This window comes from Peristeroidobacter soli, assembly GCF_004138485.1.
In the GTDB taxonomy this organism is placed as follows: domain Bacteria; phylum Pseudomonadota; class Gammaproteobacteria; order Steroidobacterales; family Steroidobacteraceae; genus Steroidobacter; species Steroidobacter soli.
Window position 1 is genome coordinate 739,929 of record NZ_RYEV01000003.1, and the last position, 22,226, is coordinate 762,154.

The following is a 22,226-nucleotide window of genomic DNA, read 5'->3' on the forward strand; positions in this document are numbered from 1 at the left end:
GCGCGGCGCCGCTCCGACTGTTCAATCGCCGCTGCAAAGCCCGGCCGGGCCGCTATGATCGCGGCATGAATGCCAAACCTTTGCTCGCCGCGTTGAGTTGCACCGTCGTTCTGGCTGCTTGTTCGAGCCCGCCGACCAGTGCGCCATCGGCAGCGGCGCCGACGTCGACACTGCGTTCCGGCGTATACAGCTCCAATCTGGATAAAGCCGTCCGGCCCCAGGACGACTTCTATCGGTTCGTGAACGGCGTGTGGCTGACCAACACCACCATTCCCGCCGATCGTTCCAATTACGGCACGTTCTCGCTGTTGGAAGACGGTGCCGAGCAGGATCTCAAAGTCATTCTCGAAGAAGCGGCGGCGGCGCACGCGCCCGCGGGCTCGGATGCGCAGAAGGTGGGCGACTTGTATGCAAGTTATCTCGATGAAGGGACCATCGAGGCGCGTGGGCTGACACCGCTCGCCGCCGAGCTGAAGCGCATCGACGATCTGAAGACCAAGCAGGACGTGGCGCGCTACATCGGCTACGGCCAGCGCCTGTCGCTCAGGCATCCGTTCGTTTATTACGTGTCCGTCGACCGCAAGAACTCCAGCCAGTACACCGGCGTCATCGCCCAGAGCGGGCTGGGCATGCCGGATCGCGACTATTACTTCTCCAGCGACGAGCGCCTGAAAAGCATTCGCGAGAAGTATCAGGTCTACGTCAAGGATCTGCTCGCCGCGGCCGGCACGCCGAAGGCGGAAAGTGTCGCCAGCAAGATCGTCGACATCGAGACCCAGCTGGCGAAGTCACATTGGACGCGCGTGCAGAATCGCGACGCGCAGAAGACCTACAACCGCTACGAAGTCGCGACGCTGCCGAAGCTCATGCCGGGCTTCGATTGGAATGCCTTCTTCGCCGGCGCGCAGATTCCGATGGACCGGACGCCGGCCCTGGTCGTGGTGCAGCCGAGCTTTTTCGAAACGCTCGGCAAAGTGATCGCGACCACGTCCGTGGCCGATTGGCGCGGCTACTTCCGTTACAAGCTGCTCAGCACTTATGCGCCGGATCTGCCGAACAAGTTCGTGCAGCTGCATTTCGATTTCACCCAGCGCACCGTGTCGGGCATCGAAGAAGTGAAGCCGCGCTGGAAGCGGGCGGTGGATACGGTCGACGGCGCGCTCGGCGATCTGGTGGGCAAGATGTATGTGGAACGTCACTTCAGCCCGGATGCGAAGCGACGCATGGATGAGCTGGTGGGCAACCTGCTCACCGCCTACGCCCGAGGCATCGATTCACTCGAATGGATGACGCCGGCCACCAAGGAAAAGGCGCACGCCAAGCTCGGCATGCTGGCGACCAAGATCGGTTACCCCTCGATGTGGCGCGACTGGTCCGATCTGGAGATTCGTCGCGACGATCTGTTCGGCAACGAGGTGCGCGCGTCGATCGTCGTGTTCGATCGCAACCTCGGCAAGCTCGGCGGACCGATCGATCGCACCGAATGGTTCATGACGCCGCAGACCGTCAACGCCTATTACAACCCGCCGACCAACGAGATCGTGTTTCCGGCCGCCATCCTGCAGCCGCCGTTCTTCAACGTGGCCGCCGAAGACGCCATCAACTACGGCGCGATCGGCGCGGTCATCGGTCACGAGATCAGTCATGGCTTCGACGATCAAGGTCGTCGCTATGACGGCACGGGCAACCTGAACGACTGGTGGGCCCCCCAGGACAACGCTGAGTTCACGCGACGGGCCAAGCAACTCGGCGCGCAGTACAACGCGCTGAGCCCGCTGCCCGGCCTGTTTGTGAATGGCGACCTGACCATGGGCGAGAACATCGCCGATGTCGCGGGGCTGGCGATGGCGTATCGCGCCTGGCAACTGTCCTTGCGTGGCAAACCCGCGCCTGTCATCGACGGCTACACCGGCGAACAGCGCTTCTTCATTGGCTGGGCCCAGGGTTGGGCGCGCAAATACCGCGACGATGAGTTGCGGCGCCGCATGTTGACCGACCCGCACAGCCCGAGCGAGTACCGCACCAACAATGTCGTGTCGAACCTGCCGGAGTTCTACGCGGCCTTCGGGGTCAAGCCGGGGGACAAGATGTACAAGGCGCCCGCCGACCGGGTCCGGATTTGGTGAAGCCGCCGGTGACTTTGCCGCATTCGCCGGTACCAGCTTGAAACCTTAGGCGGAATTCCCCAATTTAACCGGTGCTGTCGGCGGAACTCTCACCAATGTCGGACGGTTTCGCTGACGGGTCCGGCATGCGCGGCTGACGTGCGCTGCCGGCGACACCGCCAACGACGACTATTATGAAGGGCTCCGTCATGCATGTTCTGCGCATAGGTTTGTTGATGCTGCTCGGTGCGCTACTGACCGGGTGCGGTTACAACCGGCTGCAACAGCAGGACGAGCAGGTGACCGCGGCCTGGTCGGAAGTGCTGAACCAATATCAGCGCCGCACCGATCTGGTGCCCAACCTGGTGAATACCGTGAAGGGCGCCGTGCAGTCCGAGAAAGACATTCTCGACAGCGTGGTGGAAGCGCGGGCCCGCGCCACCTCGATTCAGGCCACCCCGGAGCTGATCAACAATCCCCAGGCGTTCCAGCAATGGCAGGCCGCGCAGGGCGAGTTGAGCCAGGCGTTGTCGCGACTGATGGTGGTCGTGGAGCGCTATCCCGAGCTGAAATCCATCTCCGGCTTCGACGATCTGCGCGCGCAGCTGGAGGGCACCGAGAACCGGATTGCCGTCGCACGCAAACGTTACATAGACGCAGTGCAAACTTATAACGTCACGGTGCGCTCGTTCCCGACCAATCTGACCGCGAAAGTGTTCGGGCACGATGTGAAACAGAACTTCTCGGTGGAGAACGAGCGTGAGATCGCGCGGCCACCGGCGGTGGATTTCGGCCGCACCGAGTCCGGGCCGCAGCAGCAACAGACCACACCGCCGCAGGTTGAGAAGCCTGGCTGAAGCGCCCCGAGCGAACCCCCTTAAATGATCGCCTTCGCTAACTCCCGCGGACGCCTGCCGGCGCCGCGGGCTGCGCTTGCCTCCCCATCGACCCTGCCGGCACAGCGCTCTGTGATGGCCTCGCGACTGGGGCTGCCGCGGGCTGAGTTCGCCTCGCGATTGATTCTGCTGCCGGCGCTGCGACGGACGCTTTCTTGGTTGCTGTCGTTGACGTTGCTGTTGTTGGCGATCACTGCGTTCGCGCAGGAGACGCCGGTGCCGGCGCCGCCCAAGGACGCGCCGGTGCTGGATCTCACCGGCACGCTGCGGCCCGAAGAAATGGCGGCTTTGAAAAGCCGGCTGCTGGAATTCGAAAAGCAGAAGGGCAGTCAGATCGCCGTGCTGATCGTGCCGACCACGCAGCCCGAGTCCATCGAGCAATATTCCATACGCGTCGCCGACACCTGGAAGGTGGGGCGCGCCGCGCCGGATGACGGCGTCATTCTGCTGGTCGCGAAGAACGATCGCGCCGTGCGTATCGAAGTTGGTACCGGTCTGGAAGGCGCGCTGCCTGACGTGATCGCGAGCCGCATCATTTCGCAGGTCATCGTGCCGCACTTCCGCGAAGGCGATTTCTCCGGCGGTATCAATGCGGCGGTGACTCGCATCATCGCGGTGATCGAAGGTGAGCCGCTGCCCGCGCCCGAGCAGCGCTCGTCACGTCAGCCCGAAGGGTTGGGCGGTATCGGGAATGCGCTGCCCATCCTGCTGATGTTTGTTTTCATCGGCAGCGGAATCTTGCGTTCGATGCTCGGCCGCGTTGGCGGTGCGGGCGCGACGGCGGGCATCGCCGGTTTGTTGATGTGGTTCCTGACCAGCATCATGGCGCTGTCCATCGGTGCCGCCGTGCTCGCGTTCCTGTTCGCGCTGTTCACCGGTGGTGGATTTGGCGGCGGCGGTCGCGGCTGGAGCAATCATCGTCGCGGCGGAGGCGGCTGGGGCGGAGGCTTCGGCGGCGGAGGTGGATTCGGTGGTGGCGGTGGCGGTTGGAGCGGCGGCGGTGGCGGCTTCAGTGGCGGCGGCGCTTCGGGGCGGTGGTAGAATGACTATGAATTTCGCCCGACTCAACCGCCACATCCTGATGCCTCAGCGCAGTCTGCGCCGTGCCTTCGACGAGGCCGCGCTGAACGACATCGAGAAGGCAATTACCGACACCGAGAAGACCCACGGCGGCGAGATTCGTATCGCGCTCGAAGCGAGCCTGGAGCCTGGCGAGTTGTTCAGCGACGTTTCGCCGCGTCAGCGCGCCTTGCAGGTCTTTTCCCAATTGGGCGTGTGGGACACCGAACTGAACAATGGCGTGCTGATCTACGTCCTGTGGGCGGATCGTGACGTCGAGATCGTCGCCGATCGCGGCTTTAACGGCCGGGTTAGCGCCCAGGAATGGAGCGACGTCTGCCAGCGCATGGAGCAGCTGTTCAGTCGGAGCTCGCCCTCCGCCGCCGTGCTCGCGGGCATTCAGGCCGCGGGCGCGCTGATTTCGCGGCATTTCCCGGGCGGGGATCGCAACGAGCTGCCGGATCGGCCAGTGTTGCTGTGAGCCCACGGAAATGGAAAAGCGTGGCCCAATGAGGTAATAAGTACCCCTATGAACCCGTCGATCCGTCCCGTCCTTGGCCGTCTGGTCTTGCTGGCCGCGGCCCTGGTAGCCGCCGGTTGCCAAGTCACCAAACCGGTCGAGCCGCCTCCGCCGCCGCCCGCGCCACCGCCGATCGAGGCGCCGGTCGCCACGCATACGTTCCGCTTCGATCCGAAGCATGACGAAGTGGTGGGCGAGCTTCAGATCACTCACGTGCAGGGCGAGGACACGCTCTCGGACATCGCACGGCGCTTCAATGTCGGCTACGAGGAGATTCTGCGCGCCAACCCTGGCGTCGATCCGTGGCTGCCGGGTGTCGGTCGCGAGATCGTCGTGCCGACTCAGTTCATCCTGCCGGATGCGCCTCGCGAAGGCTTGGTGGTAAATCTTGCACAGCTGCGCGTCTATTACTTTCCGAAGCCGGCCAAGCTGAAGAAGGGCGAAGTCGACGACGGCATGCGCACTGTCATCACGCATCCCATCGGCATCGGCAAGATCGGCTGGCAGACGCCGGAAGGCAGCACCAAGGTCGTCAGCAAGCAGAAAAATCCGACCTGGACGCCGCCGGTGTCGGTGCGCAAGGAGCACAAGGAGAACGGCGACCCGCTGCCGGCCCGTGTGCCGCCGGGCCCGGACAATCCGCTGGGCGCGTACAAGATGACGCTCGGCTGGCCGAGCTATCTGGTGCACGGTACGAACAAGCCTTACGGCGTCGGCATGCGCTCGAGCCACGGCTGCATTCGTTTCTATCCTGAAGACATCTCGGCGCTGTACGACCAGATTCCGGTCGGCACCAAGGTGACCGTCGTCAACCAGCCGTTCGTGTTCGGCTGGCAGAAGGACGCGATGTATGTGCAGGTGTTCCCGGTGCTCGAGGATGATCAGCGTGAGCATCCCAAGAGCGCCGAAGAATTGCTCACCGCCGGCATCAACGACCGGTTGTCGCAGAGGCTGCAGGAGCACGGCGCCGGTATCGATTCCGCGCTGCTGAATCAGATCATCGCGCAGCCGCGTGGCATCGCCATGCCGATCTCGCGTAGGAATGTGACGGTCGAGACGTACCTCGCCGCCGCGCGCCACGTGGAGAACCGGGTGCCCGAGGGCGCGACCTGGAACTACACCGAAGAAGGTCTGTTTCTCGCCGAAGAATTCGAAGCGGTGCGCAACGGTCAGCCGTTGCCCAAGAAGACGCCGCCCAAAGTCAAAAAGACTGCCGCGAAGCCTGCTGGCGCCGCCAGCGGCTCCTGATCCCAAGCTTTCCCTGCGACCGGGCGCCCGCTTGAAGCGGTGGGCGTCCGGCCGCATATCGTGCGCAGGTTAGCTGCGTTCGATGGTTCCGCGTGTCCCCAGCAATCGATCCACCGACCTAGAGTCATTCACATGAAACGCATATTGCTGTTCGTCGCCACCAACGTGGCCATCCTGCTGGTTCTCAGCGTCACCCTGCGCCTGCTCGGCGTGGATCGCATCCTCAATGAGCAGGGCACCGGCCTGGATTTCAACAACCTGCTGATCTTCTCCGCCATCGTCGGCTTCAGCGGCTCGTTGATTTCGCTGGCGATCTCGAAGTTCGTCGCCAAGCAGAGCATGGGCGTGCGGGTGATCGAGCAGCCGGGCAACGCCACCGAAGCCTGGCTGGTCGAGACCGTGCGCAAGCAGGCCGAAGCCGCCGGCATCGGCATGCCTGAAGTCGGCATCTTCGATGCGCCCGACATGAACGCCTTCGCGACGGGCGCGAATCGCAACAATGCGCTCGTCGCGGTCAGCAGCGGGCTGTTGCGTGGCATGTCACAACGCGAAGTCGAGGCGGTGCTCGCGCATGAAGTGAGCCACGTTGCCAACGGCGATATGGTGACGCTGACGTTGATCCAGGGTGTGGTGAACACGTTCGTCGTGTTCCTGTCGCGCGTGATCGGTTACACGGTCGATAAAGTCGTGTTCAAGACCGAGCGTGGCCACGGCCCGGCGTTCATGATCACGACCATCGTCGCGCAGCTGGTGCTGGGCATCCTCGCCAGCATGATCGTCATGTGGTTCTCGCGTCGTCGCGAGTTCCGTGCCGACGCGGGCGGCGCGACCCTGGCCGGTCGCGAGAACATGATCGGTGCGTTGGAACGGCTGCGTCATGGTCACTCCACGCCGCTGCCGGATTCGATGCAGGCCATGGGTATCAGCACCGAGAAGGCGCCCGGCGGTCTGAAGCGTCTGTTCATGACCCACCCGCCGCTGGAAGAGCGCATCGCCGCGTTACGTCAAGCTGCCTGATTATTCAGCCGGAAGACCCACCCCCTGGCCCCCTCCCGTGAACGGGAGGGGGTTTTATTTTTACGTTAGTGAAAAGATTTACCCCGTCCGTGTCCGGAGGGGTTGTCTCCAACGTGTCAAAAAGAATTCCCCCTCCCGTGCACGGGAGGGGGCTAGGGGGTGGGTCTTTTGGCCTGACTTCTTCATCAGCCTGTCATCTAAACGCCATACGCTCCGCGCCATCGTTAAGCAACGAGTGCCGGCATGCGCATCTTGATGATTTCGGATGTTTATTTTCCGCGCATCAATGGCGTTTCCACTTCGATCCAGACCTTCCGCCGGGGCCTGCACGCTGCCGGGCACGAGACGGTGCTGATCGCGCCGGAATATCCCGTCGAGTATTCGGACGCCGGCCAGGAGCCCATCATCCGCGTGCCGTCGCGTTACCTGCCGCGAGATCCCGAAGATCGCATCCTGCGACAGGACGCCCTCCGCAAGTTGCGACCTGAGCTGAAGCGCCGAGGTTTCGATCTGGTGCACATCCAGACGCCGTTCATCGCTCACTACTACGGTGTCAGCGTCGCCAGGGAGCTCGGCATCCCGGTCATCGAGACGTATCACACGTACTTCGAAGAGTATCTGCATCACTACGTGCCGCTGATTCCCCGCTCGGTGATGCGCTTCGTCGCGCGTCGCTTCACCGTGTCTCAATGCGCCGCGCTCGATGCGCTGGTGGTGCCGTCGCAGGCCATGCAGAAGGCGTTGGAAGACTACGGCGTGCGTTGTCCCATGCACATCATTCCCACCGGCATGGAGATGGAACGTTTCGCGAGCGGCGACGGCCGTCGGTTCCGCGAACGTCTGGGCATTCCGGCCGATCGGCCGACGCTGGTGCACGTCGGGCGCATCGCTCACGAAAAGAACATCGACTTCCTGTTGCGAATGTTTGCCCGGGTCGTGAAGAGCAAACCCGAGACCATGCTGGTCGTTGCCGGCGAGGGGCCCGCGCTCGAACACTGCAAGTCGTACGTCGAATCGTTGCAGCTGTCGGCCAGCGTTCGCTTCGTCGGTTACCTGTCGCGCGATCGCGAGCTGCCCGACTGTTATAACGCCGGCGACCTGTTCGTTTTCTCCTCGAAGACCGAGACGCAAGGATTGGTGTTGCTGGAGGCGATGGCGTGCGGCACGCCGGTTGTTTCCACCGCGTACATGGGAACCGCCGACATCGTGAAGCCTGAGCGCGGTGCTCGCGTGGCACCGGACAACGAAGAAGGGTTCGCGAATCTGGTCGTCGAGCTGCTCAACGACCCGGCTCGCCGTCGTGCCATGACGGAGCAGGCGCGGGAGTACGCCGCTACCTGGTCCGCCACGGCAATGGCCGGTCGGATGGCCGATCTCTACAAGTCGATGATGTCCACCGGCGGCGAGCGCCTGGCCACGGCCAACAGCGCCCGCTATTAAACGGTCAATGGGGCACGTCACTTCATGTGACGATCCAGAAATTCGAGCATGCGCCGAGCCGCATCCACGGCGTTGGGCAGCGACCATCCGGTGACGGCATGTCCTTCGCCCGCATACTCCGCCAACTCGACTGTCTGGCCGAGCCGCTCCAGCGCATTGAACATCTTTCGAGCATCCTCCACCTGGCAGATGTAGTCGCTCTGTCCGTGAAGCATCAGTAGTGGGGTGTGAATGCGATCCGCGCGGTAGTACGGCGAATTGTTCAGATAGCGTTGCAGGTCGCTCCAGGGGGGAGCGCCCATGCGTCCCTGTCCTGTTTCAGACCAGCGAGCCCCACTCATGCCGCGCTTGTCCATCCAGGAATAATGGCTCGGCAAATCATATATGCCCGCGATCGCGACACCAGCGCGAAACAGGCCAGTGCCCGTGAGCACGGAGGCCGCGCCATATCCGCCATAGGACTGTCCGCTCACCGCCACGCGATGGATGTCTGTGTAGCCGAGATCTGCCGCGCGATAGACCTGCGGAATCAGCGCATCGACCATCTCCGCAATCGGATTTCCCGCCTTTCCATCAGGTCCGATCGGCAACTCGGCAAGTAACACGGCGTAGCCGCGCGTCGTCAGCAGCGAGACGGGAATTGTTGAAGGTGCGCCACCGCCGAATTCCGCGGCGGCTCCGGACACCTTGCTGCCGGGATACAGAAACACCACCGTCGGTAAACGATCGCCGCGCTTCGCTCCGGCCGGCAGCAGAATAGACGTCGTCACCTGCGTAACGGAACCATCGAACAGCGGTACTGTGGTTTGAAATGTCTGCGCCGTTCCGAATCGAATACCGGCCAGGCGAGGCTCCATGTCGGACAGTCGTTCCTTACCGCCGAAATTCGCTGCAAACCGGTAATAGTCCACCGGGGTGTTCAGATCCTCGAACGCAGCGACGAAGGCGCCGTGATCGCGCGTAGCCCCGGCAGGCTGCAGCTTTGCGAGGCCTTGCCACAGCGTCGTGGATTTGCCGGAGCGCAGATCGATACGCAACACCACCGTTTGCGCAGACTGATCGCGGGCCTGAAGCGTGATCGAGTCCGCCCGTGGTTGCCACGCGACCGAGCGACCGTGGCGAAGCACGCTCTGCAGGATCAAACCCTCCGGCAGGTCGACGATCCGCGGCTCAGCGCCGTTCAGCGGAACGATCGCCAACGCACGCGGATGTGGATTGCGGTAGTCGTTCAGATCCACCGACTTCACGCCGACGATGACCGCATCGCCATCGCGAGTCACCACGATCGGTTGTACCGTCACATCCGTGAGCTGCGCCGCCAGTTCGCGCGGCGCGCTGTTTGCATTGGCCAGGTCGATCGTCCACAGCTTTTTATCCTGCACCCAGAACAACTGATCACGGCTGGGATGCCAGGCATAGGCATCCAGGAAGTAGTTGCTCGTCGTCACTGAGTGATCCGACACGATCACGCGAGGCAGGCCGCCAGAGACCGGCACCACGGCGATGTCATGAAACATCGTGCTCTGAACCGCGCTCGAGGTACGAAACACACTCAGATACGCCAACCACTTTCCGGTGGGAGACAGCTGCGAAACGCTCGGCATCGGGGTCGTATCCGCGGGCACGACGATGCGAACTCGTCCGCTCGCGAGATCGATCGCGCCGATGCCGGCATTGCTCTCGCGATTGAAATGCGCCTGAACGGCACCGTCGCCCGCGGAGCTCGCACGTTCAGAAGACGCATCACCGCCCGCGCGATGAACGATCACCTCCGCGCCGCCGTCGGATGTCTTGGGTTGCAGAGCGTCGGGCGGGGCCGGCGACACCTCGGTTGCAAGCGGCACGAACAGGGTCTTGCCATCCTCGCTCCATTGCGCGGCATCGCCCTCCCACAGCATGGGTTTGATCGCGACCGGACTCACCCGATGCGATTCGGCCTTCGCCAGATCGTGCACCCACAGGTTCACGACACCCTCCACATCGCAGTAGAAGGCCAGCTGCCTGTCGTCCGGTGAGAACACGGGACGCCAGCAGTTCGCGCCCTGCGGCCCGACCGGAGTGCGTCGCTGTCCCTTTGTCTCTGCAACGAAAACGGCATTGCCAACAGCGAGCGCGGGCGTACCCGTTGCAGTAAATCTCCCTTCGGCAGGACTTTTCGGCGGTGGGGTATGCACGGTGTACGCAAGCAAGCGCCCGTCGGCCGATAGCGATGGCCGATCGTCGTAGGCCTCGGACGAACGACTGAATGCCAGCTCGAACGGCATGGGCGCCGCTGCCTGACTTTGCTGATACGCGAGCAACAGCGTGCTCAGCAGCGCACCCAGTGCGCCGATACGATCTCGCATGATCCTTACCTCAGAACGATTTGGTGAGTTTCAGGCTGACGAAGCGCCCGAGCGGGCTGGCATTCGTGGAGTCGTAATTGAGTCCCGGATAGCCCGAGGTGAACAGCACGAACGGCGGATCCCGATCGAGAATGTTCTGACCGGACAACACGACGCTGAAGCGGCCCAGCGCGCCATCGCCAGGACTCTCGTAGGCCATCTGGGCATCCAGCGTGGTCCAGGATGAAACATGCGGTGCGCTGGGTTCGTAGATATTGTCCGAACCACCGACGTAGTTCGCCGCGCCGGTGAATGACCAGGAACCCAGCATCCAAGTTGCGCCCAACCGCGCGCGAACATGCGGAGGCGCGAACACGGTGCCGGCAAGCTCCTCCACCGGCGATGCGCTCGTCAGGCGCTGGCGCAATTTTAGATACATGCCGTTGACGAACGACGTGAGCGTACCGCTGCCGAGTGCCGTGGAATACTCGACGCTTGCGTTCACACCGGACGCGTTCTGATACGCGGCATTGTTCGGTCGTGCGTCGACGATCGCCGCGATGAGGGAAGGGTCGTAAGGCAACCCTGTGTAGTTGATGAAGGTGCCGGCGTTGTTCAGTACCTCCTGCTGCAACTCCGTCGATGGGTTCCGGGTGACCAGCGGTGCATCGGCCGGGTTCACCAGCGCCGTGCGATAAGACGCGAGATTCTTGATGACGTGACTGTAGCGGATGCTGAAATAACCCAGGGCCATGTGCAGCGGGGGCAGGGCGCTGGGGGAATAATCGAGGCCCGCGGACCAGGTGCGCGCCGTTTGCGGATCCAGATCCGGATTGCCGATCAATCGAATCAGATTGTACGAAGTGCCGGTGGCCGATTGGTCGTCGGGGAGCCGATTCATCACCAGGAATTCCGGCGCCAATGTGTCGTCCAGCAGCGGTGCGTGAAACGACCGGCCCCACGAGCCGCGCAACGTCAGGTCCGACGTCGGCTCATACACCAGGCCGACTTTCGGCACCGTGCTGTCGCCGAAATCGGAATAGTGCTCGAAGCGGCCGCTGACACTCAGGTCCAGGCGATTCAGGCCGGGCCGGCTCATCGGCGTCACCAGCGGAACATGCAACTCGCCGAACGCGTACGACACCGTTCTGTCGCCATCGGCCGTGGCATCTTGATAGTACGTATCGCGCCGGTGACCGCCGCCCACGGCCAGACGCGCGACGCCAGTCGGCAGGGTCAGCAACGCTCCATCCGCATTGGCTTCGAAAGTGCGCGATTCGCCGCTATAGGCATATTCGAAATCGATCGGGACCTGGAGTTGATCGGTGGAATGTTTGGAATCCGTGGCGAAGAGCGTGCCGTGCCAGGACTCCGAGAAGTCCAGGTTCGCGCCGATCGTCACATAGTGCTGCTTCACCTGCGCGGTTGTCGTGTATGGAGTGGCGCCCACATACGATGTGATCTGCGACCTCACCCACCGATCGGTGTAGTAACCCTCGGCGAACACAGATACGGCAGCACTGATGTCCTGATGCGCAGATCCGAAGAACGAGTTTCGATTCGACGCTGGCAGCAGCGTGTCCGGTCTCGGCGCTTCGAGCGTGAAGTCGCGTTGATCCGACTGCACATCGCCTTGATGCGAATAGCTGTAGTCGAAGATGACACCGCCGCCCTGCCATGAAGTACCGACCAGCTGGCTGAAGCCCGTTTCGAAGGCGCCGCCCTGGGTTGCACCACCCACGATCCCGCTGGTCACTGCGCCGTCGAAGTCCTGTTTCAGGATGATGTTGACCACGCCCGCAACGGCATCCGATCCGTAGACCGCGGAGCTGCCGTCCGGAACGACCTCGATGCGCTCGATGACCTCCAGCGGAATGGGCGTTATGTCGACCGCGCCGCCGTTGCCTTCCGGCAGACGCCGCCCGTTCACGAGTGTCAACGTGGAGGTCGGGCCAAGCCCGAACAGATTGGGAGCCGATCCACCCGAGGGTTGTTGTAACTGATTCGGCGCGGAGTTGGTCATCAGCGCGGGATTGCTGCCGCCACCGTAGTTTTGCGGGATGGTGCGGATGACATCGCCGACGGCTGTGTAGCCTGTCGCCTGGATGGCTTGCCGATCCAGGACGATTAGCGACGCGGCAGGTGTCACGCCGCGGATATGGCTGCCCGTCACTACAACTTCATCGACAGAGCTGGCGGTGGGCTTCGATGCGTCGACGGATTCTTCCGCGCGGGGCTCGGCGACATCGCTCGCCTGCGCGAGTCGCAACCGATTCCAGAATGTGAGTTCTGCCGGCTCCGGCAACCTTGCCCCCGTCGAAGCTTTCTCCCGCGAAGGTTTGTTGGTTGCGTCCATCCGGCGTATCGAAATCGTTCGCTCGTTCACGTAAACGTAGGTGAGCCCGGTGTCTTGCAGCAGATTCTGCAAGGCCTCTTCCGCGGATGCTCCTGCTTGCACGCCATGCGATGACAGGCCGACGGCGAGCTCCGCTCGATAGACGAGTTGTATGCCCGTCATCTTCGCGAAGTCATCGAGCGCATCTGCCAGAGGTTGCGGCGGAAGTGCGCGCGGCAGCCCTCCGGCGATCGCCAGCGCGCTGTTGAATACAGCGACGGTGCTTAGAAGGAGCGAAGCGCGCACGAAGGTGCGAACCAGACTGCGATTGGACACGAGGCCTCCCGGATGTGTGACGAATTGACGTCACATTTGTGTTGTTCATCCGAAAGAGGGAGCCGAATCGAAATACGGGCACCTTCAGTAGAGCACGGTGGCATCGCCTTGCTCCCTGGCGCGAACGCCTTCGAGTTGTTGCAGATACTCGATGAAGGACTGACGATCGCTGGAATCGAAGGTGCCGTTGATGCGCATGTCGGCGAGCACAGGATCGTCGATGCGAATCACACGCCGGTTGTAGCGATTGAATTCCGCGACCACCTCCGCGAGCGTTTCATTTCTGAACACGAGACGGCGCTCGGTCCACGCCGAGACACGATCCAGCGAAGGCCCCGAGCCGGGAAGAATCTCGCCTCGATCGGTAACGGCCGCGAGCTGTCCGGCGCTCAGGATCAAAGCGGCACCGGTGCGATCGACCGAGGCGGACGGTGGTGATTGCGTCGTCGGCGTCGATGAGCTCGTTTCCCGAACTTCGACCCTGCCTTCGAGCACGGCTACTGCCGTTCGCGTGCTCTGGGCTCGAACGTTGAATACGGTGCCGACCGCACGCACCGTGGCCTGAGGCGCGATAACGATGAATGGCCTGCGCGGATCTTTCGCGACTTTGAATCTGGCCTCGCCACGCAACAGCGACACCGCTCTGCGTGGCCCGTCGACGTCGATGCGAATTGCCGAGCTGGTGTTGATGTCCACCACCGAGCCATCGGTCAACGTCACGCTGCGCAACTCGCCGATTCCCGTTTGTATATAGGAACCGGAGAACCGATCCGCGAGCAACCAGATGGAAAGTCCCAACGTCAGCGTCGCGATTACGGCCGCAATCGGACGCGACAAAATGCGCGAGCGCGGCAGTTCACGTCGAGGCAATTGCGCGTGACTGTCCGGACTGAGCGCGACCACCTTCCCTGCACCTTTGCTCTCGAGCTCGGCGAGCGCAGCGGCTTCCAGCGCCGCAACTGAGTATTCGCCTTCCGGCGCCGGCATCGAGTCGGACCACACGCGCGAAACAGCAAGGTATTCCCGGACGTGGAGCGGTGAGCGAAGCAACCACTCACTGAATTGCGCGCGGACCTCAGGCGTGTCGCCATCGGCCCCACGCAGGCGTGCGAACCATTCGGAGGCTTCGCCGGCAAGATGTTCATCGAGACGAGGCGTACTGTCCATGCACCCTCCTAAATCAGATCCCGCAGCTGGCTGCGGCAGTGGCGCAGGGCCGTGGCCAGATATTTCTTCACCATGCTGGAAGAAATCCCCAGACGAGCCGCGATTTCGTCATAGGTCATCCCGTCGCGGCGGTGAAAAATCAGCACGGCGCGACAGGTCGGATTGAGCTGCCGCAGCGCCTGGTCGATGCGGTTGCGCAAAGTCGGGGCATCCGCCTGCACCTCCGCGGGGAGCTCGGGCTCGTCGTGCTCCCGTGTCCAGCGCATCAATCGAGCATCGTCGTTGCCCCGTTTGAGCTCGAGTTCGTGAATCAGGTTCGTGGCCAGGCGGAACAGATACGGCTCGGGGTCGCGGATCAGATCCTTGCGATCCAGACGCATCAGACGCACGTACGCTTCTTGCGCCACGTCGCGTGCGTCCGTCCCCGGCCGGACGCGCCGCCTGAGATAGCGGACCAGATCCGTGCCGATCTCGGCCACCACCTGGCGGACAAAGCGGTGGGAAGTGTCTTTTGCCATCGATCCGGGATCCGTCTGCCCTCGGGGACTCCGCACGGTATGAGCGCGTTGATGATATGAGGGAGCCAACCCGAAAATCGGGTACCGGAATAGTAGCGCGGGAGGAACCATTGAGGCTCCGGTCCGTATAAGCTCTGCGGACACGAATACCGCCTGGGGTGACGTCATGCGTTGGCAAGGTCGGCAAGGCAGCTCGAACATCGAGGATCGGCGCGGCGTCCGTTTCGGACGGGCCGGTGGCATTGGCATCGGCACCATCGTGCTGGCGCTGATCGCCATCTACTTCGGCCAGGACCCGTCGGTGGTGCTGCAAGGGGTGCAACCCTCGACGCCCACTGCCGAAGAGGGGCCGTATCAGGAGAGTCCCGAGGAAGCGCAGCTGCGCGAATTCGTCGGCGTGGTGCTGGCCGACACCGAAGAAACATGGGGCGACATCTTCAAGGGCATGGGACGCACCTATGAACAGCCGAAACTGGTGCTGTTCTCCGGCGCGGTTCAGTCCGCTTGCGGGTTTGCCGAGGCGGCGGTCGGGCCGTTCTATTGCCCCGGCGATCACAAGGTCTATATCGATCTGTCGTTCTATCAGGAACTGCAGAGCCGCTTCGGTGCACCCGGCGATTTCGCGCAGGCGTATGTGGTCGCGCATGAGATCGGGCACCACGTGCAAACGCTGCTGGGCATTTCCGAACAGAACATGGCGGCGCGGCAGCGGGCCAGCCAGGCCGAAGCGAATGCTTTGTCGGTGCGGCAGGAACTGCAGGCCGATTGTTTCGCCGGCATCTGGGCACACAACGCCGATCGTTCCCGTCAGCTGCTCGAGCAAGGCGATATCGAGGAAGGTTTGAATGCCGCGGCCGCCATCGGCGATGACCGGTTGCAGAAACAGGCGCGCGGCTATGTGGCGCCCGAGTCGTTCACTCATGGCAGCTCCGAACAGCGCGTGCGATGGTTCAAACGCGGTCTGGAGAGCGGTCAGCTGGACGCTTGTGATACTTTCGGTACGAAACAGCTGTAAACAGTTGTATCGCCTGTCAATAGCTATGATAACTTAGGCTCCGCACACACCTGGGGAGGTACGGTGCGGGAGCAGCTCGCTGGTATCCAGTTCGCGGCAACGTCGAGTGCGGAGCAACCCATTGCACGCGCCAGCGCGCAACTGACCGCGTTTGTCGGACGCACCCTTCGCGGCCCGCTGCATCAACCCATCATCGTCCGCAGCTTCGCGGACTTTCAGCAGCACTTCGGCGGCTTGTGGCAGCCGAGCCCCCTTTCCTACGCGGTCGAGCATTTCTTCGAGCAGGGCGGTCGCCAGGCAGTGATCGTTCGAGTCGCGAATGCGGCTGCGCCGGTGACTTTATCTTTGAAATGCGGCCGCGAGACCTTGCGGTTGGAAGCGCGGGCGCCCGGCACTCGTGAGTTTCTGCGAGCTTCGATCGACTACGACAACATCGAGAGCGGCGAAGAGCAGACCTTCAATCTGGTCATTCAACGGGTGCGCTCGCCGGGCTCCGAACGGGTCGAGGAACAGGAAACGTTCCGCGCGCTGTCGGTGGATCCGCAGTCGCCCCGGTATGTGACTTCGGTGTTGTTGGAGTCGGACCTGATGCGCGTGCGCGGCAGTGTGCCGATGCTGCGACCCGATCGCACGCTCATGCCGGGCACCAATCTGCCGGTGGGCTATGTGAGCTCCAATCCCGATGGCGACGATGGCAAGCCCATCACCGACTATGACGTCATCGGTTCGGCGGCCCGCTGCACGGGTTTGTTTGCTTTGGAAAATGTCGACGACCTGGCGTTCGTCTATATCCCGCCGCTCGCGCGGGTCATCGATGTGGGCGTGAGCGCGTTGCTGGTTGCGACCCGGTTCTGCCGGGACAAGCGGGCGATGCTGATCGTCGATCCGCCGTCGTCCTGGGAAAGCACGTCCGAGGCGATTCGTTCGCTCAAGGCGCTCGACTTCCGCAGTGATAACGCGCTGCTGTTCTTTCCCCGGATCTCGGCGATGGATCGGTTGCGGGGGCGGGTCGAAGTGTTTGGCAATGGCGGGGCGGTGGCAGGATTGTTGTCACGCTCGGGCGAGGCGGTTGCGGCGGCGGTGACTGAGCGCGAGCCGGAACCGATGCTACGGTCCAGTGCCAAGCTCGCCAGGGAAGTAAACAGCTCCGACCGGTGGTTGCTCGCGGCCATGGGCGTCAATGTGTTGCAGTCGGTGCGCAACCCCGATCGCGAATGGCCTGCGTTGCGGACCTTGGCCTGCGGCGCGAGTGCGTCGTCGGATTGGTCTTATCTGGCGCAGCGGCGGTTTTCGCTGTTCGTCGTCAACGCGATCGAGCGCGGCACTCGTTGGTGCTCGGGATCGCCCAATACGGCGAGCACCTGGATGCGCGTGTCGCGGCAGATCTCAAATTTCTTGAGCGAGCTGCGCAGTGCCGGCGCGTTTGCTTCGGTGCCGGCGGATCAGGCGTTCCTGGTCATTTGTGACGAGCGCATCAATGACGAGGCGGATGGCATCAACATCCTGGTGCAGTTCGCGGCGATGCATGCGGGCGCTTATCACAGCTTCATGCTGACTCATCGACCCGGCGGCGCCACGGTGCGGCCCGTGATGGTGAACCGCTTCGAGGCGACGCTCGTGGTGTCGCGTGAGCTGGAGCAGGAGATCACCCTGCGGCTCACGCCCAAGGACGATCTGATTAGCGTGCTGGCTTTGAATTGACCGGCGTCGTCTTCTTCCACAGCACTTCCTGGCCGTTCTCGTGCCGCGCCAGCACTCGTGCGATGACGAACAGCAGATCGGACAGCCGATTCAAGTAACGCGTCACTTCCGGCGCGATCTCTTCCTGCTTCGACGCCGCCCATGAACAGCGTTCCGCTCTGCGCGTGATGGCGCGCGCCAGGTGACAGGTCGATGCGGCCGGTCCACCGCCGGGCAGAATGAATTCCTTCAACGGCGGCAGCGGCTCGTTGAACTTATCCAACGTGTCCTCCAGCCCATCGATATGCGCCGCCGTGATCACCCGATACCCCGGCACCGCCAGCTCCCCCCCCAGATCGAACAACTCATGCTGAATCCGGGTCAGCGCCGTCGCCACCTCCGCCGGCAGGTTGGGCACCGCCAGAATCATCCCGATCGCACTGTTCGCCTCATCCACCGTCCCATACGCCTCGATCCGCGCATGCGTCTTCTCAACCCGCGAACCGTCGCCCAATCCGGTCGTGCCGTCATCCCCGGTGCGTGTGTAGATTTTCGAGAGGCGGTGGCCCATGTCGGTGCTCGTCAGTAGGAGTCGAAAAGCTAACCTTGCCCGGATCGGGCGGGATTGTCGACTGCTCGGACGGAGCGCGCTCGGCAGCCTGCTAAATTTTCCAGAAGTGACAAAAATTTTCTGATGAATCTATCAAATAATTATAAATTAAATCAATTAGTTATGTACAAATTGGCAAGCCGTATTCTTTATTCTTGAATTGAGAATATTGACTCAGCTCGGAAGCCTGCTAGGGTCGCTGACGGAGCCGGCATTCTCAATTCAAGAATCAAGAATATGGCGCGACGGAGCACCCAGCAGCTGGTGTTGAAACCGCAGGATCTGTACGTCCTGCTGGCGCTGCTTACCAGTGCCGAAGATCGACCCACCTATGCCCGACTGGCGGATCGCACCGGCTTGGCGGTATCGGCGGTGCATGCATCTTTGAAGCGGGCTGTCGCTGCCGGACTGGCAGTCATTCGTGAGGGGCGGCCGTCGGTTCTGAGGCCGCAGCTCAAAGAGTTTGTGCTCGGAGGCGCCCGATACGCTTTCCCAGCAGTGCTCGGTCGGGTGGGGCGCGGTGTACCCACTGCCTATGCGGCCGAGCCACTGAAGAGTGTCATCGCTGCGTCCGCCGACCCGATCCCGGTTTGGGCTCACAGCAGCGGCAAGGCGCGAGGTGTCAGTCTGGCTCCGCTATATCCGACCATTCCCGAAGCGGCGCCGAGGGACGCGGATCTTTACGCCGTCCTTGCGCTGTTCGATGCATATCGCTCCGGTCAGGCGCGCGAGCGCGCGGCCGCGCAGAAGCTATTGGAGAAATATTTCAGTGGCGCTGCGTGACCCGAATGTCGCGAAGCTGCAATTGGTCGCTCACGCGCTTGGCTCATTGCGCGAGCAAGTCGTGTTCGTGGGCGGTTGCGCGGTCGGCCTGCTCATAACAGATGAGGCTGCGGCGCCAGTGCGAGCCACGCTGGATGTCGATCTCGTCGTGTCTGTGTCGGCGCTGTCTGCATATCACGGGCTCGAAAAGGATCTTTCCGCGCTGGGCTTCAAACGAGACATGACTGCCGACGCGCCGATCTGCCGCTGGCGTTATCGAGGACTGGAAGTCGATGTGATGCCCACCGACCCGGGCATTCTCGGTTTCTCGAATCGGTGGTATCCACTGGCCGTGAGCAGCGCGCAGTCTTTCAAACTTCCCAATGGCCATGAGATCCGGTTGATTGCCGCGCCGGTCTTCGTCGCAACGAAATTTGAAGCGCATGCGGACCGCGGCGCTGGCGATCTGCTCGCCAGTCACGATTTGGAAGATATCGTCAATGTCATTGATGGCAGGCCCAGTCTGCTGAATGAAATTGCGATGAGCCCGCGCGAGTTGCGTGAGTATCTCGCTCAACGCTGCACTGCTTTGTTGGAGACGCCGCTGTTCGCCGACTATTTGCCAGGGTTGATTGCATCTGGTGACGACCAGGCCGACCGGGTGCAATTGGTTTACGAACGAATTCAGGCAATCGCCAGTTAGGTCGCGAGCTTCGCGACTTTCTCGAGCCCATCGATATCCAGCGACAGCTCGATCTGCCGCGCCACGCAGTCGAGTGCTTGTTCCACCCTATGAGCGTAGTCCTCGTTGTTGGATTGCGCGCCCAGGCGTGCAAGGAAAGCTGAGCGGAAGGTGGGGGAGTGGAAGAGGCCGTGGATGTGGCAGCCGAGGATGCGGGTGTCGGGGGAGACAGCGCCATCGGTGGTGCCGTTGTCGAAGCGGATGAAGGGGCTCGAAGCGGCGGCGGGGCCGGTGGAGAGGCCGAGGTGCATTTCGTAGCCGCTGATCGCGGAATCGGTGACGAGGTCCGTGCCGGTGATGGCGCGGAGTTGTTTGTCGCCGGTCATGGTGGTGGTGATGTCGAGCAGGCCGAGGCCGCGGGTGGAATCCAGGTGGCCTTCGATCCGCTGCGGATCGAGCACGACGTTGCCGAGCATTTGATAGCCGGCGCAAATGCCGAGCACGCGGCCGCCACGGCGGACGTGAGCGAGCAGGTCGATGTCCCAGCCTTGCGAACGGAAGAATTCGAGGTCGGCGATGGTCGCCTTGCTGCCGGGAAGAATGATCAGTGTCGCATCGAGCGGCAGCGGCTGACCCGGCGGAATGAACATCAGCTCGACCTGTTCCTCCCCGCGCAGCGGATCGAAGTCGTCGAAGTTCGCGATGTGAGGCAGCCGGGGAATGACGATGCGAATGCGGCCTCGCTCGCCCGTGCTCGAAGGCGCAACGCCCGACTGATCGAGCTGCATGGCGTCCTCCGCCGGCAGCGCGCCAGCATGATGCAGCCAAGGCACGACACCGAGTCGCTGCCATCCGGTGCGCCCCTCGATCGTCCTCAGCCCGTCATCGAACAAACTCGCATCGCCTCGAAACTTGTTGATGATGAACCCGCGAATGCGAGCCCGATCCGCCTCGTCGAGCACTGCATGCGCGCCGACCAGCGAAGCAATCACATGCCCGCGGTCGATATCGCCGACCAGCACGACAGGCACATCGGCGGCATGCGCGAATCCCATGTTCGCGATGTCATGGGTTCGTAAGTTTGTTTCGGCAGGGCTGCCGGCGCCTTCGACGATCACGAGCTGCGACTCATCTTGCAGTCGGCGGAAACTTTCCACCGCGATCTGCAACAGCTGCCGTTTGTCACGCCCATGCGCACTGGCCTGCATGACACCCTGGCGACGACCGCGAACGATCAGCTGCGAGCCGATATCGCTTTGCGGCTTCAACAACACAGGATTCATATCGACCGTCGGCGGTGTCCGGCAGGCGAGGGCCTGCAGCGCCGTCGAGCGGCCGATCTCGCCGCCATCCGGCGTCACGGCGGCATTGTTCGACATGTTCTGCGGCTTGAACGGCCGCACGGTCAGGCCGCGATTGGTGAACAGGCGGCACAACCCGGCGACCAGCAGGGATTTGCCGACGTCCGAGCCGCAGCCTTGAATCATGATCGCTGGCATCAGCCGTGCGCTCCGAGTGGGAATGCCGCGGGCATCAGCCGTTCGCTGCTATCGCGAGGCGAAGTCATCAATCGTTCGTTCCCATGGCAAATCCCACCGCCAAAGCGGCGAGCCACAACAGGCCGCACGCGATCACATAGATCCGCAAGCCACGCTTGAGATCGTCGACCGTCGGCGACGAGCCTGCGCCGAAGATCGGCCGTTCATGCATGACGCCGTCGTAAGCCGTCGGCCCGCCCAGTCGAATGCGTAACGCGCCTGCCATCGCAGCTTCCGGCCAGCCCGCGTTGGGCGACGCATGTTTCGGCGCATCTCGCCACATGACCAACAAGCCGCCGCCGCCCGCGATGGCGAGCAGCGCGCCCGCGAGCCGGGCGGGAATGAGATTCACGAGATCGTCGGTGCGTGCTGCGAACCAACCGAACATTCGCCACCGCGGTTCGCGATGGCCGATCAAACTGTCGGCGGTGTTCAGTGCTTTATAGGCAAACAGTCCGGGCAGGCCGCCAACGAACAACCAGAACGCCGGCGCGACGATGCCGTCGTTGAAACTCTCCGCGAGGCTTTCCAGCGCCGCGCCAGCCACATCGGATTCATTCAGCGACGCCGTATCACGACCAACGATCTGTGCAACCTCACGCCGTGCGGCAACCAAATCGCCGTCGGTCAAAGGCAGAAGCACCGCGCGAACGTGAGTGTACAAACTGTGCTGGGCCAAACCGGTGCTGGCCACCAAAGCAACCAGAGCGGCACCGAAAGAAACGCCACCGGCCAGGCGCTGGACGAGATAGCCAACGCCAGCCGCGCCACCCGTCACAATGACGACGGTGACGACACCCAGCATCCGACGCGTCAGATCGCCCAGCTCCGGCCGGTTCAACCGGCGCTCCAGCGCGGCGAGGGCGACACCGATCCAAACGACGGGATGACGAATCGCTCGATAGATGGCGTGCGGGTAGCCGACGCAGGCTTCGACGACGAGCGCGGCGACCAGCAGCCAGGGATCGAACATG

At 62.8% G+C, this 22,226-nt stretch carries 18 protein-coding genes; 11 read left to right on the plus strand and 7 right to left on the minus strand.

All coding sequences use genetic code 11. The annotated features are described in order from the left end of the window. The first annotated feature begins 65 nt into the window (after positions 1 to 65). The 7 genes from EKO19_RS12060 to EKO19_RS12095 all read left to right on the plus strand — a co-directional run bounded on the left by EKO19_RS12060 (position 66) and on the right by EKO19_RS12095 (position 8,285). A complete protein-coding gene (locus EKO19_RS12060; protein WP_129776661.1) occupies positions 66 to 2,126 on the plus strand; it encodes a M13 family metallopeptidase in 2,061 nt (686 codons plus the stop codon). 188 nt (positions 2,127 to 2,314) lie between these two features. Beyond that, on the plus strand, positions 2,315 to 2,962 hold the full coding sequence (locus tag EKO19_RS12065) for a LemA family protein (protein WP_129777371.1): 648 nt from the start codon (positions 2,315 to 2,317) through the stop codon (positions 2,960 to 2,962). A 24-nt stretch (positions 2,963 to 2,986) separates the two neighbouring features. After that, a complete protein-coding gene (locus EKO19_RS39480) occupies positions 2,987 to 4,042 on the plus strand; it encodes a TPM domain-containing protein (protein ID WP_217705277.1) in 1,056 nt (351 codons plus the stop codon). A gap of 1 nt (position 4,043) precedes the next feature. After that, positions 4,044 to 4,541: a TPM domain-containing protein gene (locus tag EKO19_RS12075; protein WP_246038881.1), complete on the plus strand. Its 498-nt coding sequence runs from the start codon at positions 4,044 to 4,046 to the stop codon at positions 4,539 to 4,541. A 48-nt stretch (positions 4,542 to 4,589) separates the two neighbouring features. Then, a complete protein-coding gene (locus EKO19_RS12080) occupies positions 4,590 to 5,828 on the plus strand; it encodes a L,D-transpeptidase family protein (protein ID WP_129776662.1) in 1,239 nt (412 codons plus the stop codon). 132 nt (positions 5,829 to 5,960) lie between these two features. Further along, positions 5,961 to 6,845, plus strand: coding sequence for a protease HtpX (htpX, locus tag EKO19_RS12090; RefSeq protein WP_129776664.1), 885 nt, complete (start codon positions 5,961 to 5,963; stop codon positions 6,843 to 6,845). A gap of 243 nt (positions 6,846 to 7,088) precedes the next feature. Then, complete coding sequence (locus EKO19_RS12095; RefSeq protein ID WP_129776665.1) at positions 7,089 to 8,285, plus strand: glycosyltransferase; 1,197 nt, start codon at positions 7,089 to 7,091, stop codon at positions 8,283 to 8,285. A 17-nt stretch (positions 8,286 to 8,302) separates the two neighbouring features. Here the strand turns inward: EKO19_RS12095 and EKO19_RS12100 are convergent, their stop codons facing one another. The 4 genes from EKO19_RS12100 to EKO19_RS38255 all read right to left on the minus strand — a co-directional run bounded on the left by EKO19_RS12100 (position 8,303) and on the right by EKO19_RS38255 (position 14,965). After that, the gene (locus tag EKO19_RS12100) at positions 8,303 to 10,630 is read right to left on the minus strand and encodes a S9 family peptidase (RefSeq protein ID WP_129776666.1); all 2,328 of its coding nucleotides are present in this window, start codon (positions 10,628 to 10,630) and stop codon (positions 8,303 to 8,305) included. A 10-nt stretch (positions 10,631 to 10,640) separates the two neighbouring features. Then, positions 10,641 to 13,280 carry a TonB-dependent receptor gene (locus tag EKO19_RS12105; protein ID WP_129776667.1) on the minus strand — a complete coding sequence of 880 codons (2,640 nt, stop codon included), beginning with the start codon at positions 13,278 to 13,280 and terminating at the stop codon, positions 10,641 to 10,643. An 84-nt stretch (positions 13,281 to 13,364) separates the two neighbouring features. Then, positions 13,365 to 14,447 (minus strand): FecR family protein, encoded by a 1,083-nt coding sequence (locus EKO19_RS12110; RefSeq protein WP_129776668.1) that lies wholly within the window; start codon positions 14,445 to 14,447, stop codon positions 13,365 to 13,367. An 8-nt stretch (positions 14,448 to 14,455) separates the two neighbouring features. Continuing rightward, positions 14,456 to 14,965: an RNA polymerase sigma factor gene (locus tag EKO19_RS38255; RefSeq protein ID WP_157995229.1), complete on the minus strand. Its 510-nt coding sequence runs from the start codon at positions 14,963 to 14,965 to the stop codon at positions 14,456 to 14,458. A 166-nt stretch (positions 14,966 to 15,131) separates the two neighbouring features. On the opposite strand from EKO19_RS38255, the gene ypfJ reads away from it, so the two are divergent. Together ypfJ and EKO19_RS12125 are read left to right on the plus strand one after the other, a co-directional pair. Continuing rightward, complete coding sequence (gene ypfJ, locus EKO19_RS12120; protein WP_129776670.1) at positions 15,132 to 15,980, plus strand: KPN_02809 family neutral zinc metallopeptidase; 849 nt, start codon at positions 15,132 to 15,134, stop codon at positions 15,978 to 15,980. A gap of 63 nt (positions 15,981 to 16,043) precedes the next feature. Beyond that, complete coding sequence (locus EKO19_RS12125) at positions 16,044 to 17,681, plus strand: hypothetical protein (RefSeq protein ID WP_129776671.1); 1,638 nt, start codon at positions 16,044 to 16,046, stop codon at positions 17,679 to 17,681. Here the strand turns inward: EKO19_RS12125 and EKO19_RS12130 are convergent. Beyond that, positions 17,659 to 18,231, minus strand: a complete 573-nt coding sequence (locus EKO19_RS12130) for a cob(I)yrinic acid a,c-diamide adenosyltransferase (RefSeq protein WP_129776672.1) — start codon at positions 18,229 to 18,231, stop codon at positions 17,659 to 17,661. The genes EKO19_RS12125 and EKO19_RS12130 overlap by 23 nt on opposite strands. Before the next feature lie 276 nt (positions 18,232 to 18,507). Between EKO19_RS12130 and EKO19_RS12135 the strand changes: the two genes are divergently transcribed. Both EKO19_RS12135 and EKO19_RS12140 read left to right on the plus strand, forming a co-directional pair. Then, positions 18,508 to 19,053, plus strand: coding sequence for a MarR family transcriptional regulator (locus EKO19_RS12135; protein WP_217705278.1), 546 nt, complete (start codon positions 18,508 to 18,510; stop codon positions 19,051 to 19,053). Then, complete coding sequence (locus EKO19_RS12140; RefSeq protein WP_129776673.1) at positions 19,040 to 19,735, plus strand: hypothetical protein; 696 nt, start codon at positions 19,040 to 19,042, stop codon at positions 19,733 to 19,735. The genes EKO19_RS12135 and EKO19_RS12140 overlap by 14 nt, the downstream gene beginning before the upstream one ends. On the opposite strand, the gene EKO19_RS12145 is transcribed toward EKO19_RS12140, so the two are convergent. Then, positions 19,732 to 21,213, minus strand: a complete 1,482-nt coding sequence (locus EKO19_RS12145; RefSeq protein WP_129776674.1) for a cobyric acid synthase — start codon at positions 21,211 to 21,213, stop codon at positions 19,732 to 19,734. The genes EKO19_RS12140 and EKO19_RS12145 overlap by 4 nt on opposite strands. A 67-nt stretch (positions 21,214 to 21,280) precedes the next feature. Further along, a complete protein-coding gene (gene cbiB / locus EKO19_RS12150; RefSeq protein WP_129776675.1) occupies positions 21,281 to 22,225 on the minus strand; it encodes an adenosylcobinamide-phosphate synthase CbiB in 945 nt (314 codons plus the stop codon). Position 22,226 lies beyond the last annotated feature (1 nt).